General features: G+C 70.1%; 13 protein-coding genes. 4 read left to right on the top strand and 9 right to left on the bottom strand.

The genetic code is table 11. The features are described 5' to 3' along the window. Window positions 1–18 precede the first annotated feature (18 nt). Together ACZ5NH_RS09680 and ACZ5NH_RS09675 are read left to right on the top strand one after the other, a co-directional pair. Entirely contained in the window at window positions 19–477 is a 459-nt protein-coding gene (locus ACZ5NH_RS09680) for an RrF2 family transcriptional regulator (RefSeq protein ID WP_468773894.1), read from the top strand. A 132-nt stretch (window positions 478–609) separates the two neighbouring features. Continuing rightward, on the top strand, window positions 610–1,260 hold the full coding sequence (locus ACZ5NH_RS09675) for a DUF4360 domain-containing protein (RefSeq protein WP_388621992.1): 651 nt from the start codon (window positions 610–612) through the stop codon (window positions 1,258–1,260). 108 nt (window positions 1,261–1,368) lie between these two features. On the opposite strand, the gene ACZ5NH_RS09670 is transcribed toward ACZ5NH_RS09675, so the two are convergent. From ACZ5NH_RS09670 to ACZ5NH_RS09635, 8 genes are all read right to left on the bottom strand, one after another. Beyond that, complete coding sequence (locus tag ACZ5NH_RS09670) at window positions 1,369–2,991, bottom strand: pyridoxal phosphate-dependent aminotransferase (protein ID WP_468773892.1); 1,623 nt, start codon at window positions 2,989–2,991, stop codon at window positions 1,369–1,371. A gap of 125 nt (window positions 2,992–3,116) precedes the next feature. After that, complete coding sequence (locus ACZ5NH_RS09665) at window positions 3,117–4,304, bottom strand: aldose epimerase family protein (RefSeq protein WP_451556394.1); 1,188 nt, start codon at window positions 4,302–4,304, stop codon at window positions 3,117–3,119. Between the two features lie 60 nt (window positions 4,305–4,364). Further along, entirely contained in the window at window positions 4,365–5,609 is a 1,245-nt protein-coding gene (gene mmsB / locus ACZ5NH_RS09660) for a multiple monosaccharide ABC transporter permease (RefSeq protein WP_468773890.1), read from the bottom strand. Further along, the gene (gene mmsA, locus ACZ5NH_RS09655) at window positions 5,606–7,156 is read right to left on the bottom strand and encodes a multiple monosaccharide ABC transporter ATP-binding protein (RefSeq protein WP_388621985.1); all 1,551 of its coding nucleotides are present in this window, start codon (window positions 7,154–7,156) and stop codon (window positions 5,606–5,608) included. Before mmsA ends, mmsB begins: the two co-directional genes overlap by 4 nt. A gap of 33 nt (window positions 7,157–7,189) precedes the next feature. After that, a complete protein-coding gene (gene chvE / locus ACZ5NH_RS09650; protein WP_451556875.1) occupies window positions 7,190–8,299 on the bottom strand; it encodes a multiple monosaccharide ABC transporter substrate-binding protein in 1,110 nt (369 codons plus the stop codon). 161 nt (window positions 8,300–8,460) lie between these two features. Beyond that, window positions 8,461–9,441 (bottom strand): hypothetical protein, encoded by a 981-nt coding sequence (locus ACZ5NH_RS09645; protein ID WP_450980974.1) that lies wholly within the window; start codon window positions 9,439–9,441, stop codon window positions 8,461–8,463. Window positions 9,442–9,582: 141 nt separating this feature from the next. Beyond that, window positions 9,583–10,587 (bottom strand): zinc-dependent alcohol dehydrogenase, encoded by a 1,005-nt coding sequence (locus ACZ5NH_RS09640; RefSeq protein ID WP_468773887.1) that lies wholly within the window; start codon window positions 10,585–10,587, stop codon window positions 9,583–9,585. Continuing rightward, a complete protein-coding gene (locus ACZ5NH_RS09635; protein ID WP_388621979.1) occupies window positions 10,584–11,741 on the bottom strand; it encodes a mandelate racemase/muconate lactonizing enzyme family protein in 1,158 nt (385 codons plus the stop codon). Before ACZ5NH_RS09635 ends, ACZ5NH_RS09640 begins: the two co-directional genes overlap by 4 nt. A 202-nt stretch (window positions 11,742–11,943) precedes the next feature. On the opposite strand from ACZ5NH_RS09635, the gene ACZ5NH_RS09630 reads away from it, so the two are divergent. Next, the gene (locus ACZ5NH_RS09630; RefSeq protein ID WP_468773885.1) at window positions 11,944–12,888 is read left to right on the top strand and encodes an SCO2400 family protein; all 945 of its coding nucleotides are present in this window, start codon (window positions 11,944–11,946) and stop codon (window positions 12,886–12,888) included. Between the two features lie 230 nt (window positions 12,889–13,118). Next, window positions 13,119–14,273, top strand: a complete 1,155-nt coding sequence (locus ACZ5NH_RS09625) for a serine hydrolase domain-containing protein (RefSeq protein WP_468773883.1) — start codon at window positions 13,119–13,121, stop codon at window positions 14,271–14,273. Between the two features lie 338 nt (window positions 14,274–14,611). Here ACZ5NH_RS09625 and ACZ5NH_RS09620 read toward each other — a convergent pair whose 3' ends face one another. Further along, on the bottom strand, window positions 14,612–15,031 hold the full coding sequence (locus ACZ5NH_RS09620) for an organic hydroperoxide resistance protein (RefSeq protein WP_468773881.1): 420 nt from the start codon (window positions 15,029–15,031) through the stop codon (window positions 14,612–14,614). Between the last annotated feature and the right edge of the window lie 23 nt (window positions 15,032–15,054).

Below are 15,054 nucleotides of genomic sequence, written 5' to 3'. Positions count from 1 at the left end.
ACGCCCCACAATGGACCCATGAGGATCTCGGCGCGGGCGGATTACGCGGTACGGGCAGTACTGGAGCTGGCCGTACGGCAGGGTAATGGCCCGGTGAAGGCGGAGGAAATCGCCGCCGCCCAGGGCATCCCGCACAAGTTCCTGGAAGGGATCCTGGGCGACCTGAGGCGCGGCGGGATCGTCGACAGCAGGCGCGGCGGAGGCGGCGGCTACCGGCTGGCGCGGGACGCCACCGGGATCACGGTGGCCGACGTGATCCGGGCGGTGGACGGCCCGATCGTCTCGGTCCGCGGTGAACGCCCCACGGGCCTCGCCTACACCGGCAGCGCACAGCCCCTGCTGCCCCTGTGGATCGCGCTGCGCGCGAACGTCCGCCGGATCCTGGAGGGCGTCACCATCGCCGACCTCGCGGCGGACGCGCTGCCGGAGCCCGTCCGGGCGCTGGCGGCGGAACCGGCGGCCTGGGAGAACCCGTAGCGGCCGCTCGGTGTGAACGGCCCGATGTGAATGGCCGGAGTTGACCCTCCCGGGGGTGACGGGAGCTTCCTACGATGCGGAACGCTTCACAGGTTCCACACAGACCCCCCACACCTGACCACGGGAGAAACGATGGCTGGTGGACTCCTCCTCAGCGGCGCCGTAGCCGCCCTCCTCACCACCGCGCTGCCCGCGCACCCCTCCTCGCCGGTGTTCGACAACCCGCCCCCGGACAAGATCGTCATCGATGTGGCCACGGTGAACGGCTCCGGCTGTCCCGCGGGTACGGCCGCGGTGGCCGTCTCGCCGGACAACACGGCGTTCACGGTGACCTACAGCGAGTACCTGGCCCAGGCCGGCGGCGCCTCCGACCCGACGGCCTTCCGCAAGAACTGCCAGCTCAACCTGGTGGTGCACGTCCCCCAGGGCTTCACCTACGCGATAGCCAGCGCCGACTACCGGGGCTTCCTCTCGCTCCAGCCCGGCGCGAGCGCCGCGCAGAAGGCCTCGTACTACTTCCAGGGCTCCTCGCAGACCGTGCCCAGGAACCACCCCTTCAACGGCCCCTACAACGACGACTGGCAGGCCACCGACAGCACCGACTGGGCCCAACTGGTCTGGGCGCCCTGCGGGGTGCTGCGCAACTTCAACATCAACACCGAGCTACGGGTGAACGCCGGGACCCAGGCCTCGGACAAGGTCAGCTTCATGACCATGGACTCCACGGACGGGGACATCAGCACGGTGTACCACCTGGCGTGGAAGCAGTGCCCGGGCAAGTAGACCTGTACGGCGCGGGCGGCACCCGGGGCGGATCGGTCGCCGGGGTGCCGCTTGCTGCTTTAGCGGGTGGCCGGTCGCCCACTGATGCCCGGGCTGCCGCGTATGCGGCTAGGCCCCCGCCGCGTTCGGCCAGCTCTGTGCATTGGGCCATCCCGTGGCCGGCGCCGGAGTCAGATCGGTCGCCGGTGCCGTCATCCCGCGCACCTGGGCCGCCGTGAGGCCGCCGCGCGCCGGGACGCCGGGGGGAGTGGGGGCGACCGCGGCGGCGGGTGCCGGTATCGGGGTGGGAGCGGGTACGGGGGCCGGCGCGGGTAGGGGGGCCGGCGCGGGTAGGGGCGCGGGAGCGGGCGCCGGGGCCGGCTGGGGGACGGCCACCGGTGCCATCGGCTGCTGCACCGGCGCGGGCTGCGGTGCCGTCGGCTGAGGCACCGGCATCGGCTGAGCCGCCGCGGGCAAGGGCTGCGACACCGGCATCGGTTGGGGCGCGGGCGCCGGCTGCGGCGCTGCGGGCAACCGCATGCCACCCCCGTTCGTCTCGCTCACCAGCCGGTCCACCGCCGCCGTACCCGAGCTGTAGCTGGTCCCGGTGCCCAGCTCGGGTACGGCGGCTCCCCTCCTGGACCCGTAGAGCACCTGCTCCAGGCCGGACACCAGGCGACGCACGTCGACCTGGGGGCGCACCACGAGTCTCAGGAAGCGGCTGGACGAGCCGATCTTGTTGCCGCACTCGCGGACCAGGATCCGGTGCTCGGTGAGCATCCGGTCCCGGACCACCGTGCCCTCGGCGCCGACGGGCAGTCGTACGAAGAGGAAGTTGCCCTGGGACGGGTACACCGTCAGGCCCGGGAGTGCGGAGAGGTGGCTGGTCATCTCCAGGCGGTCGCGGCGGACCTGCTGCAGGCTCCGGGCGTACTCGGGGCCGTGTTCCCTCAGCATGAACACCACGTGCTCGGCGAAGGAGTTGAGGTTCCACTTCGGGAGCATCCCCCGCACCTTCCCCGCGAGCGCCGGGTTGGCCACCAGATAGCCGAAGCGGATGCCGTGCAGGCCGAAGTTCTTGCCGAGGCTGCGCAGCACGACGACGTTGGGGCGGATCATGGCCTCCTGGACGACGCTCGGTTCGGCCTCCGCGTCTGCGAACTCCAGGAAGGACTCGTCGACGATCACCAGGTCCAGGTCCGCCATCGCGTCCATGAACTGCACCACCTGCTGTTTGCGCAGATAGCCGCCGTCGGGGTTGTTGGGATTGCAGATCACCGCCACCCGCGTGCCCCGGGTGCGGATGAAGTCCGCGTACTGGGCGAGGTCCAGGGCGAACCCGCTCGCCTCCTGGAGCGGGAACATGTCGACCCGCTTGCCGGTCTCCATCGGCTGGTCGGTCCAGCGGCCGAAGGCCGGCACCGGGATCGCCAGGGACTCGCGGACCAGCAGGTGGTCCATCCAGGTGATCAGTTCCGTGGAGCCGTTGCCCATCGCCACGCACTGCGGCGGCAGCTGGAGGAGGCTGCACAGTTCCGCGGTGATCGCGTCGGCGCTGCTCGGGTAGTACGTGATGATCTCGCGCAGCCGGACCGCCAGCTCGTCGTACATGGCCGGGGTGGGGAAGTACGGGTTGCACGGGATGCAGAAGTCCACCGGGCCGGTTCCGTCGCCGCCCTCCCGCGTCAGCGCCGCCATCGAAGGGCTGTGGGCGGCGCTGCCGCGGAACAACGAGGTGACGTTGCCGGCCAAAGGAACCTCCGTTTCGGGTGGCCCGTGCGGGGGAGCACGGGCCACCCTTGGATACGGAGGGGGCGGCAGTGGCGTTCAACTCGCCTGTCGTGTGAGGTGGTTCACGCCCTGGTCCACGCCCCGGTTCACGCCTCGAACGTGTGGATCGTGGTCGTCCGGTACGTCTGCCCGGGCCGCAGCACGGTCGACGGGAAGTTCGCGTGGTTCGGCGCGTCCGGGAAGTGCTGGGTCTCCAGGCACAGGGCGTCACCCTGGCGGTAGGTGTGGCCGCCGGTGCCGGTGAGGGTGCCGTCGAGGAAGTTGCCGGAGTAGAACTGCAGTCCGGGCTGGTCGGTGGCGATCTTCAGGGTGCGGCCGGAGCGCGGGTCGCGCAGGGTCACCACATGTTCCGGGCGTGCCGTGATGCCCTTGTCCAGGACCCAGTTGTGGTCGTAGCCCTTGGCCTGCACCTGCTGGACGTGCCCGGCGCGGATGTCCCGGCCGATCGGCTTGGCGTGGCGGAAGTCGAACGGGGTGCCCGCGACCTTCGCCAGCTCGCCGGTCGGGATCAGACCCGAGTCGGTGGGGGTGTACCGGGAGGCGGCGATCCGGAGCTCGTGGTCCTCGATCGTGCCGCTGCCCTCGCCGGCCAGGTTCCAGTAGACGTGGCTGGTGAGGTTGACGATGGTCGCCTTGTCCGTGGTGGCCTCGTAGTCGATGCGCCACTCACCGTGCCGGGTCAGGGTGTACGTCACCTTCGCCTTGAGCGTGCCCGGGTAGCCCATCTCGCCGTCGACGCTGGTGTAGTGCAGGTGCAGGCCGACGTCGGAGCCCTCGGCGAACGGCTCGACGTCCCACACGTGCTTGTCGAAGCCCTGCTTGCCGCCGTGCAGGCTGTTCACGCCGTCGTTGACGGAGAGCTGGTAGCTCTTGCCGTCGAGCGTGAACCGGCCCTTGCCGATGCGGTTGCCGTACCGCCCGATCAGGGCGCCGAAGTACGGGCTCTTGGCGACGTAGTCGGCTATGTTGTCGAAGCCCGCGACGACGTTGGCGCAGTGGCCGCGGCGGTCGGGGACCTCCAGGGTCTGGACGATGCCGCCGTAGTTCAGGACCTTCAGCCGAGTGCCGCCGTTCTCCAGCGACCAGCGGTAGATCTTCGTGCCGTCGGCGAGCGTGCCGAACAGTTCCTTCACCGGCTTGCGGCCCCCTGACGTGGCGGACGCGGCCTGGGCGCCCGCCGCGGCAGCGGCTGATGTCTGCGTCGTGCCGAGGGTGGTGGCGGCGATACCGGCCGCCGCGGCTCCAGCGATGACCGTGCGTCTGTTCAGTTCCATGGATGCGGCTCCCTGAGAGGAGGGGCCCCACCGGCTCTTACCGGTGGGGCCCGATCTGACTTACGAACCGGACTTGCGCTTGTTCCACACGTCGAAGCCGACCGCCGCCAACAGGGCCAGGCCCTTGATGACCTGCTGCCAGTCGGTGCCGACGCTGAGGAGGTTCATGCCGTTGTTCAGCACGCCGAGGACGAGACCGCCGATGATGGCGCCGAGCACGGTGCCGACACCGCCGCTCATGGAGGCGCCGCCGATGAACGAGGAGGCGATGGCCTCCAGTTCGAAGCCGTCGCCCGCCTTCGGCGAGGCCGCGTTCAGACGGGCGGCGACCACCAGACCCGCCAGGGCCGCGAGCACGCCCATGTTCAGGAACACCTGGAAGGTGATGCGCTTGTCCTTCACACCGGACAGCTTCGCCGCCGGCAGATTGCCGCCGATGGCGTAGATGTGCCGGCCGAAGACCGAGTTGCGCATGACGTAGCCGTAGCCGCCCACCAGGACGCCGAGGATGATCAGGATGATCGGCGCGCCGTCGTAGCTGGCGAGCAGCATGGTGAGGGCGAGGACCGCGGCGACCAGCGCGACGAGCTTGAGCAGGAACAGCTTGAAGGGCACCACGTCGAGGGAGAACTCCTGCTGGCGGCGCCGGTCGCGCACCTCCTGCCACACCACGGCGGCGATCAGGACGATGCCGAGGAGCAGGGTGAGGTTGTGGTAGTTGGTGTTGGGGCCGACCTCGGGCAGGAAGCCGTTGCCGATCTTCTGCAGGCCGTTCGGGAACGGGCCGAGGGTCTGGCCCTTGAGGAAGATCTCCGTCAGGCCGCGGAAGAGCAGCATCCCGGCGAGAGTGACGATGAACGACGGTATGCCGAAATACGCGATCAAAAAGCCCTGTACGGAGCCCGCCACCGCGCCCACCAGCAGGCACAGCACCAGGGCGACGGGCCACGCCACATGGTGCTGCACCGTCAGTACGGCGGCGAAGGCGCCCACGAACGCCGTGATCGAGCCGACCGACAGGTCGATGTGCCCGGCGATGATCACCAGCATCATGCCGATCGCGAGGATCAGGATGTAGCTGTTCTGCAGCACCAGGTTGGAGACGTTGCGCGGCAGCAGCAGGTCGCCGCCGGTCCAGAACTGGAAGAGGACGACGATCAGGCCGAGCGCGATCAGCATGCCGTACTGGCGCATGTTGCGGCGCAGGCCGCCGAGCACCAGCTGCAACAGGCTCTCGCCGGCGGTCGGTCCGCCCTTGCCCGGCGGCGCGGCCGCCGGGGTCTTGTCGGTGACGTCCGTGCTCATCGGGTTACCTCTTTGTCCTTCGTCATCTGGCGCATCAGCACTTCCTGCGTGGCCTCGGCCCGCGGCACCTCACCGGTCAGCCGTCCCGCGGCCATCGTGTAGATGCGGTCGCACATGCCGAGCAGCTCCGGCAGCTCGGAGGAGATGAAGACGACCGCCTTGCCCTGGGCGGCCAGTTGGTCGATGACCGTGTAGATCTCGTACTTGGCGCCCACGTCGATGCCGCGCGTGGGCTCGTCCAGGATCAGCACGTCCGGACCCGCGAAGATCCACTTGCTGAGGACGACCTTCTGCTGGTTGCCGCCGGACAGCTTGCCCACCGGCTCGAACACCGTGGGCGCCTTGATGTTCATGGACGTGCGGAACCCCTCGGAGACCTGCCGCTCCGCCTGCTCGTCCACCACGCCCCGCCTCGCGACCTTCTTCAGCGCGGTCAGCGAGATGTTCCGGTTGATGGTGTCGATCAGGTTGAGGCCGTAGTGCTTGCGGTCCTCGGTGACGTACGCGATGCCGTGCTCCACCGCCTCCGCGACGGTCTTCGTACGGATCTCCGTGCCGTCCTTGAGGACCGTGCCGCCCGCGTACCGGCCGTAGGTGCGGCCGAAGACGCTCATCGCGAGTTCGGTGCGGCCGGCGCCCATCAGACCCGCGATGCCGACGATCTCGCCCCGGCGGACGTTGATCGACACGTCGTCCACGACCCTGCGCTGCTGGTCGATCGGGTGCAGCACGGTCCAGTTGCGGATCTCCAGCGCGGGGGCCGCGCCCTCCTCCGGCTCGTGCGGGGTGCGCTCCGGGAAGCGGTGGTCGAGGTCGCGGCCCACCATGCCGCTGATGATCCGGTCCTCGGTGGTCTCCGGCGCCTTCACGTCGAGCGTCTCGATGGACCGCCCGTCGCGGATGATCGTCACCGAGTCGGCCACCCGGCGGATCTCGTTGAGCTTGTGGGAGATGATGATCGAGGTGATGCCCTGGTCCTTCAGCTCCAGGATCAGGTCGAGGAGTTTGCCGCTGTCCTCGTCGTTCAGCGCCGCCGTCGGCTCGTCGAGGATGAGCAGCTTCACCTCCTTCGACAGGGCCTTGGCGATCTCCACGAGCTGCTGCTTGCCCACGCCGATGTCGGCGACGCGGGTCTCCGGGTGCTCGTCGAGGCCGACCCGGCGCAGCAGTTCGGTGGCGTGGCGCAGGGTCTCGCGCCAGTTGATGAGTCCACGCGTGGCGTGCTCGTTGCCGAGGAAGATGTTCTCCGCGATGGAGAGGTACGGCACCAGCGCCAGCTCCTGGTGGATGATGACGATGCCGTGCTGCTCGCTCGCCCGGATGTCCTTGAACCGGCAGACCTCTCCCTCGAAGAGGATCTCGCCCTCGTAGGTGCCGTGCGGATGGACGCCGGAGAGCACCTTCATCAGGGTCGACTTGCCGGCGCCGTTCTCCCCGCAGATGGCGTGGACCTCGCCCTGACGGACCGTCAGGGTGACGTCCGACAGCGCTTTGACACCGGGAAAGGTCTTGACGATCGAGCGCATTTCCAGGACGGGTCCCGCCATGGTCGTGCCTTCCAATCCGTAGGGGGCGGGCGCTTACTTGAGCTCGGACTCGGTGTAGTAGCCGCCGTCCACCAGCACCTGCTTGTAGTTGGTCTTGTCGACGCTGACCGGCTGGAGCAGGTAGGCGGGCACGACCTTGCTGCCGTTGTCGTAGGTCTTGGTGTCGTTGACCTGCGGCTTCTTGCCCTTCAGGGCGTCGTCCACCATGGTCGAGGCGACCTTGGCGAGCTGCCGGGTGTCCTTGTAGACGGTCTGTGTCTGCTGCCCGGCGATGATCGACTTGACCGAGGCGAGCTCCGCGTCCTGGCCGGTGATGACCGGCAGCGGGTTGCTGCCGGAGCCGTAGCCGTCCGACTTGAGCGCGGACAGGATGCCGATGGAGATGCCGTCGTACGGCGAGAGCACCGCGTCGACCCGGCCGCTCTTGTAGGACGAGGTGAGGATGTCCTCCATGCGCTTCTGTGCGGTGGTGCCGTCCCAGCGCAGCGTCGTGACCTGGTTGAGCTGGGTCTGCCCGGACTTGACCACCAGCTGCTTCTTGTCCATGTACGGCTTGAGCACGCTCATCGCGCCGTTGAAGAAGTACTTGGTGTTGTTGTCGTCGTTCGAGCCCGCGAACAGCTCGATGTTGAACGGGCCCTTCTTGCCGGCGTCCAGGCCGAGCTTGTGCGCGATGTAGGTGGCCTGGAGGACGCCGACCTTCTCGTTGTCGAAGGAGGCGTAGTAGTCGACGTTCGGGGTGCCGAGGATCAACCGGTCGTAGGCGATCACCGGGATGTTCGCCTGGTGCGCCTCCTGGAGCACGTTGTTCAGCGACTTGTTGTCGATCGCCGCGACGATCAGTCCCTTGACGCCCTGTGTGATCATGTTCTCGATCTGCGAGACCTGGGTGCTCGGGTCGTCCTCGCCGTAGACCAGCTTGGTCTTGTAGCCCATGGACTGCAGGTTCTTCACGACGTTGTTGCCGTCGTTGATCCAGCGTTCGGAGGACTTCGTCGGCATGGCGATGCCGATGGTGGCGCCCTTGACGTCACCGGTCTTCTCCTTGCTGCCGCCCGAGCTGCTCTGACCGCACGCGGTCAGGGTGAGGGCGAGCGAGGCGGTCGCGGATATCGCAGCGAGTGCGGCTCTGCGGTTGCGCATGGTGATCCGTCCTTGTTCTTCTCGGCGTTGAGATGTTCTTGCGGGGTCGGTGAAGCGCCCCGTAAGGGGCGCGGGGGCTGTATCGATGTGCGGCTACCGCCGCGTGGGCACGCCCAGCCACGTGCGGCCTGCGGTTGCAGACGGCCCGCAGTTCCCCTCGCTCATCCCGCGGAGCGCTCGGCGGGGAACCGGTTCAAAGACCCCGGCAGCCGCGAGCCGAGCGGCGCCATGTCGCCGTCCGCGCCGTGCCGGGCGAGCAGGTCCAGGGCGAGGCGGCCGCGCCGCACCCGCTCCCGGGCGGTGTCCAGGGTCACGTCCCTGAGGTGGGTGCCCCACGGGTAGATGCCGGGTGCCTTGGACAGACCGAACTTCAGATAGAGCGGGGCGCCGCGCCGGATCAGCTCGGCGACCTCGTACATCCGCACATAGCCGCCGAGGTCGTCGGGGGCCTCGATGTACATGTCCATGGGCGCCGCCGATACCCGGCGGATCTCGGTGAGGTGATCCAGCGTCAGATCGCTGGGCACGTTGACGGAGTCGGCGCCGAGCCGCTCGAAGACGGCGTACGAGGCCGGGTTGACGGGGCCGATGAGCGCCGAGACCTTCAGCGTGGTGTCGGCCGGGATGATCCCGGCCGCACGGGCCCGGTGCAGGGTCCACAGCACGCCCTCGTCGGCGACCAGCAGGCACTTGACGCCCAGTTCGGTGGCTCGTACGGCGTCCTCGACGCAGCCGGCGACGGCGTCGTGGCCCCGTGCGCGCAGTCCGGCCCCCCGCGAGTCGGAGCGCACCGAGCCACCGATGTCCCAGGTGCCGCGCGGGCCGGTGAACAGGCAGAGTTCGATGTCGCGTGCGGCGGTGGCCTCGACCATCTCGGTGATCTCGGCGTCGGTGAGCATCCACACGCCGCTGCCCTGGCTGATCCGGTGGATCGGGACGTCGAGGCGCGAGGCCTCCTTCAGCACGACCGCCAGCGCTTCGGGACCCTCGCACGAGGGGATCTCGGTGCGCCAGCGGCCACCGCCCGGAAAGCTGTGCGCGGAGGCGTCGGCGGGGTCGAGGGCGGGCGCGCCCAGGCCGAGGGTGGTGAGCGCCTGCTCACCGGGTCGGCGGGCCGCCGTGGCGGAAGCGTCGGTCGTCACAAGCTGTCCTTCGTGTTCGGTATTTCGGACGAGGTTCGCGGCTCGGGGCGGAGAGCGGCCCGGGTGGTGCTGCGAAAAAGGCGGCCGTGGTGGTACGCCGGTCAGGGCGCCGTCAGGTCACGCCCTGACCGGCGTACGTCATCAGGGGTGAAGCAGCACCTTGCCCACCTTTGGATCACCCGCCCCCACCAGCTCGATGGCCTGCGGGAACTCGGTCAGCGGCAGCTCGTGCGTGACCAGCGGCAGCGGGTCCAGCAGCCCGGCGCCGAAGACCCGCACGGTGTGCGCCCAGGCGTCCGGCGGCGCCCCGAAGACGGTGTGCACCTCCAGCTGCCGTACGACGAGATCGGTCGGGTCGAGCCCGTCCGCGCCCGGCGCCGGGATCCCGGTCAGCACCAGCCGTCCGCCGCGCCGGAGCAGTGCGGCGGCGGTGCGCGCGGCGGAGGCCGAGCCGGCCGTCTCGATCACGACGTCGAAGTCGGCCGGGAGCTCCTGGTCCTTCAGCCGGAAGCCGGTCGCGCCGAACTGCCGCGACAGCGCCTCCCGGTCGTTCCTGGTGCCGACGACGAGCAGCTCCGCCGGCGAGACGGCCTTCAGGAACTGCACGGCGAACATCCCGAGCGTCCCCGTGCCGACCACCGCGACCCGCTCACCCGGCAGGGCGCGGGCCTTCAGCGCGGCGGCCGCGATGCAGGCGGCCGGCTCCAGCAGGGCGGCGGCGGTGAGGTCGGCGTCGTCCGGCAGGAGGTGCAGCAGCCGGGCCGGCAGGGTGAGCGTGCCGGCCATGGCGCCGGGCTGGGTGAACCCGGTCTCCTCGTAGCCGTCTGTGCACAGCGTGGTCTCACCGGCGTGGCAGCGGTCGCAGACCTGGCAGTTGCGGAAGCCCTCACCGACGACCTTGCGCCCGACGAGTCCCGCCGGCACCCCGGCGCCCACCGCGGAGACCGTGCCCGACCACTCGTGCCCGGGGACGAGCGGGTAACGGACGTACCCCTCGGGCCGGTTGCCCTGGTACACCTCGCGGTCGCTGCCGCAGATGCCGACCGCGTGCACGGCCACCAGCGCCTCGCCGGGACCGGGCTCGCGCGGCGTGTGCGGCACGAGCCGGTGCCGGCCCGGGGCCTCGACGACGACAGCGGTGCTCACTTGGTCCCCTTCGGCTTGCGCTGCTCCCAGCCCTCGGCCCACAGGTCGAACCGGGCCTGCTGCTGCGGGAACTCGGCGGCGGCGTCCACGTCCAGCTCCACGCCCAGACCGGGCGCGTCGGAGAGGTGGAAGTACCCGTCCACGACCTGCGGGGCCCCCTTGACCACCTTCTTGATCTCCGCGTCCGCGAAGTCGTTGAAGTGTTCGAGGATCTTGAAGTTCGGGGAGGTGAAGCCGACCTGGAGGGAGGCGGCGGTGAGCACCGAGCCGCCGACGTTGTGCGGCGCGACCAGCATGTAGTGCGTCTCGGCGGTGGCGGCGAGCTTGCGGGTCTCCCAGATGCCGCCGATGTGGCCGACATCGGGCTGGATGATGTCCACGGCCTGGCTGTCGAACAGCTCGCGGAACTCGATCCGGTCGTGGATCCGCTCACCGGTGGCGACCGGGATGTCCACCTTGGCCGCGACCTTCTCCAGCGCCTTCAGGTTCTCCGGCGGCACCGGCTCCTCCAGCCAGGCCGGCTTGAAGGGCGCCAGCTCCTTCGCCAGCCGGACGGCGGTGGCGGGGGAGAAGCGGCCGTGCATCTCCAGCATCAGCTCGGCGTCCGGCCCGATGGCGTCGCGCACGGCCTCGATGAGGGAGACGGCGTACAGCGTCTGCTGGTGGTCCAGCTCGAAGTGCCCGGTGCCGAACGGGTCGATCTTCAGCGCCCGGTAACCGCGCTCCATGACCTGCTGGGCGGCCTTGTGGTACGCCTCGGGCGTCCGCTCGGTCGTGTACCACCCGTTGGCGTAGGCCTTCACCTTGTCGGTGACCTTGCCGCCGAGCAGCTGCCACACCGGCACGCCCAGCGCCTTGCCCTTGATGTCCCAGCAGGCCATCTCGACGACCGCGATGCCGGACATGACGATCTCACCCGCACGGCCGTAGTCGCCGTACTTCATCCGGCGGACGAGGTCCTCGACCGCGAACGGATCCGAGCCGAGAATGTGGTTGGCCTCGGCCTCGCGCAAATAGCCGATCAGCGCGTCGGTGTGACCGAGCATCCGGGTCTCGCCGACTCCCGTGATCCCCTCGTCGGTGTGCACCTGGACGTAGGTCAGGTTGCGCCACGGCGTGCCGACCACGTGTGTGCTGATTCCGGTGATGCGCACGGCAGTTGCCCCTCAGCTCTGTTCGAGATTTCGTCACACGTTCGAAATGCTGGCGTGACAGTAAGGACGGGGCGGTAGGGGTGTCAATGGGTCGAACAGGTAACGGTTTCGACAAGCCTTTCGAGAATTCTTTCGCTTTCCACGAAACCTTCACAGTGGTGCCTAGGAACGTGACCGATGGGGAATCTAGTCTTCCGGCGTCATGGACTACTGCCACCCGTGCCAACGGCACCTCAACGGCGCCCTGGCCTGCCCCGGGTGCGGAACTCCGGTGCCCGCCGCCGCGGAAGCACCGGCCGCGTACGCGCGCGCGGGCACGGGTGGGACACCGGGGTACGGCGTCCCCCCGCAGTACGCGGAGCAGTACGCCCAGCAGTACGAGTCCCAGCAGTACCGCATCCCCCAGCAGTACGAGCCGGCCGGTCCGGAGCAGGTGGCGTGGACGGAGCAACCGGAGCCGCGCGAGGACTGGGACCCCGGGTCCGGCACCGAGGCCGCGGCAGACGACGATCCCGAGCCCGATTCCCCCAGCGATCCCGCTCCCGGCCCCGACACCGACCAGGAGCCCGGTGGCCGGGCCGCCCGGCGCCGGGCGCGCGGCAGCACCACCGTGAGCCCCGCCGACGCCGACGCCAGCCGCCGCGACCGCAAGGCCGCCGCGCACCGGCGCCGGCGCCGCCGTACGGTGCTGATCACCGCGGGTTTCGTGCTGGCCGCGGGCAGCCTGGGCCTGGCCGAACTCGGCAAGGACGCGCCCTTCTCGCCGTTCTCCAGCGGGCAGCCGGACACCGCCGGGGGCACCGCGGCCGACGGCGGCGCGTCCTCCGCGTCCCCTGGCGCCACGGCCGACCCGGCCTCCGGCACCTCCGGTACGACCCCGGGCGCGGCCGGCTCCGCCTCCCCGGACACCTCCGCATCCACCTCCAAGTCCCCGAAGGACAAGAACTCCAAGTCGCCCGACGCCAAGGACACCGGCAAGGCGTCGCAGACCCCCACGGCGGGCTCCGGCACCACCCCCAAGGCCCCGGCGCCCACCGCCACCTCCCGGCCTGCCCCCACCCCCTCCAGCGCCCCGACGACCTCGGCTCCGTCCCCGGCGCCCTCGCCCACCAAGACCTGCAACCGCTTCCTGTGGTGGTGCACCTGACCCCGCCCGTGTACCCGCGCGCCCCCCGCGCCATCACCTGAGCCCTGCCGTGCGCTGCGCGCCACCCCACGCCATCCGCCATCCGGGGCAGCGGTGACACCCATGGGCGTCCGCGGCGGTTGAGTCGAACAGGTACATCCCGCCGTACCGGTCTCGGGAACGCCCCGAACGGGAACGGGCGTTGTTGCCGAGAGGGAGCAGCGAGCAGCGGCTCAGGTTGAGGAGAGCGGATGACGCAGCAGATCACCGTCCAGGGCACAGTCGCCGAGGGTTTCGAGGCGGTGCGCGAGGAGTTCGCCGCGTTCGTCGCCGGGGAATGCGCGGACTACGAGGGCCAGTTGTGCGCGTATGTGCGGGGTCGGCGGGTCGTCGACCTGTGGGCGGGCGCGGAGGCGGACTCGCTGTACGGCGTGTTCTCGTCCACCAAGGGTGCCGCCCATCTGGTGGTCGCCCTCCTGGTGCAGGACGGCACGCTGGAGCTGGACCGCAAAGTGACCTACTACTGGCCCGAGTTCGCCGCCGAGGGCAAGGGCGCGGTGACCCTCAGGGACCTGCTCGCGCACCGGGCGGGTCTGGTCGGGATCGACGCCGGGTTCTCCGCCGAGGAGCTGGCCGACGACCGCGCGATGGCCGAACGGCTCGCCGACCAGAAGCCGTTCTGGCGCCCCGGGACGGCCTTCGGCTACCACGCGCTGGTGATCGGCGCGCTCACCGGAGAGGTGGTCCGCCGGGCCACGGGCCACACGCTCCAGGAGGTCTACGAGGAGCGGGTCCGCGCGCCGTACGGCACGGACTTCTTCCTGGGCCTGCCCGAGTCCGAGGAGCCCCGGTTCCGCTCGGTGCGGCCGATGCTCCCGACGCCCGAGCAGCAGGCCCTGCTGGACGCCCGGCCGACCGGCCCGCACACGCTGGCCTCGATCGCCTTCAACGCCCACGTCCCGGAGCCGGGCACCCTGGCCGACTACGCCAACTCCCGTCTCGTACGGGCCAAGGGACCGGCGTCGGCGGGCGGCGTCGCCTCCGCGCGCGGGCTCGCCACCATGTACGCGGCGGCGATCAGCGAGCTGGACGACCGTCCGCCGCTGCTCAAACCCGACACGGTCGCCGAGGTGGGCCAGATCCACTCCGTGGGCTACGACCTGGTGGCCCGCGCCCACAAGTCGTACGGCCTCGGCTTCCAGGCCACCGCCGACATGTGGCACCCGGTCCTGGGCGCCGGCGCCTTCGGGCACAGCGGCGCAGGCGGCAGCCAGGCCTTCGCCGACCCGCGCAGCGGCCTGGCGTACGGCTACACACGCCGCCGGATGGCGTTCCCGGGAGGGGCGGCACCGGAGAACGACAGGTTGGTGGCAGCGGTACACCGGGCGGCGCTGGCGCGCGACTGACGGCCGCTTCCGGGGCGCAGTCGCAGAGGCGGACGCAGGGCAGGGGCAGGCCAGGACAAGGCCGCCCCGCGTCACTCAGAGGCAGGACTTCCTCGGCGCCACCCACACCGCGCAGATCGGTGGAGCCGAGTGATTCGCCTTGGCCTGAGGGACTGCCCCTTGAACTGACCCGTTCGTCGTCGTTGCCGGCATTGATCTGGTTCCGGGCGGAGGGGCCGGTTCAAGTCAGTGTGCTTGCGGCGATCGCCAGCGCATCGTTCGAGGTCATGTAAATGACGAACGCGGCAGCCGCACCCCACGTCCAAGGGTGCGGCTGCCGCTGTGAGCAACGACGCCGCTCAGGCCAGCGTCACGCTGATGTTCCCCCGCGTGGCCTTCGAGTACGGGCACACCTGGTGAGCCTTCTCCACCAGCTCCCGGGCCACCTCGGCGGACACGTTGGGAATGTTCGCCGAGATCTCCACGATGATCCCGAACCCGTCGTCGTTCTTGCCGATCCCGACCTTCGCGGTGACGGTCGACCCGGAGACGTCGGCCCCCTCCTGCCGGGCGACGACCCCCAGCGCGCCCTGGAAGCAGGCGGAGTATCCCGCGGCGAACAGCTGCTCCGGGTTCGTGCCGGCGCCGTTGCCGCCCATCTCCTTGGGCGGGTTGACGACGACGTCGAGTCGGCCGTCATCCGTGGCGACCCGGCCGTCCCGTCCGTTCTCGGCGGTGGCGACGGCGGTGTACAGGACGTCGGACTGCGTGATGGGCATGCGGTTGTCTCCTCCTCGGTCCG

Source organism: Streptomyces sp. NPDC031426 (genome assembly GCF_055581585.1).
Note: the sequence above shows the minus strand (reverse complement) of the source record. Positions and strands in the feature narration are given on the sequence as shown.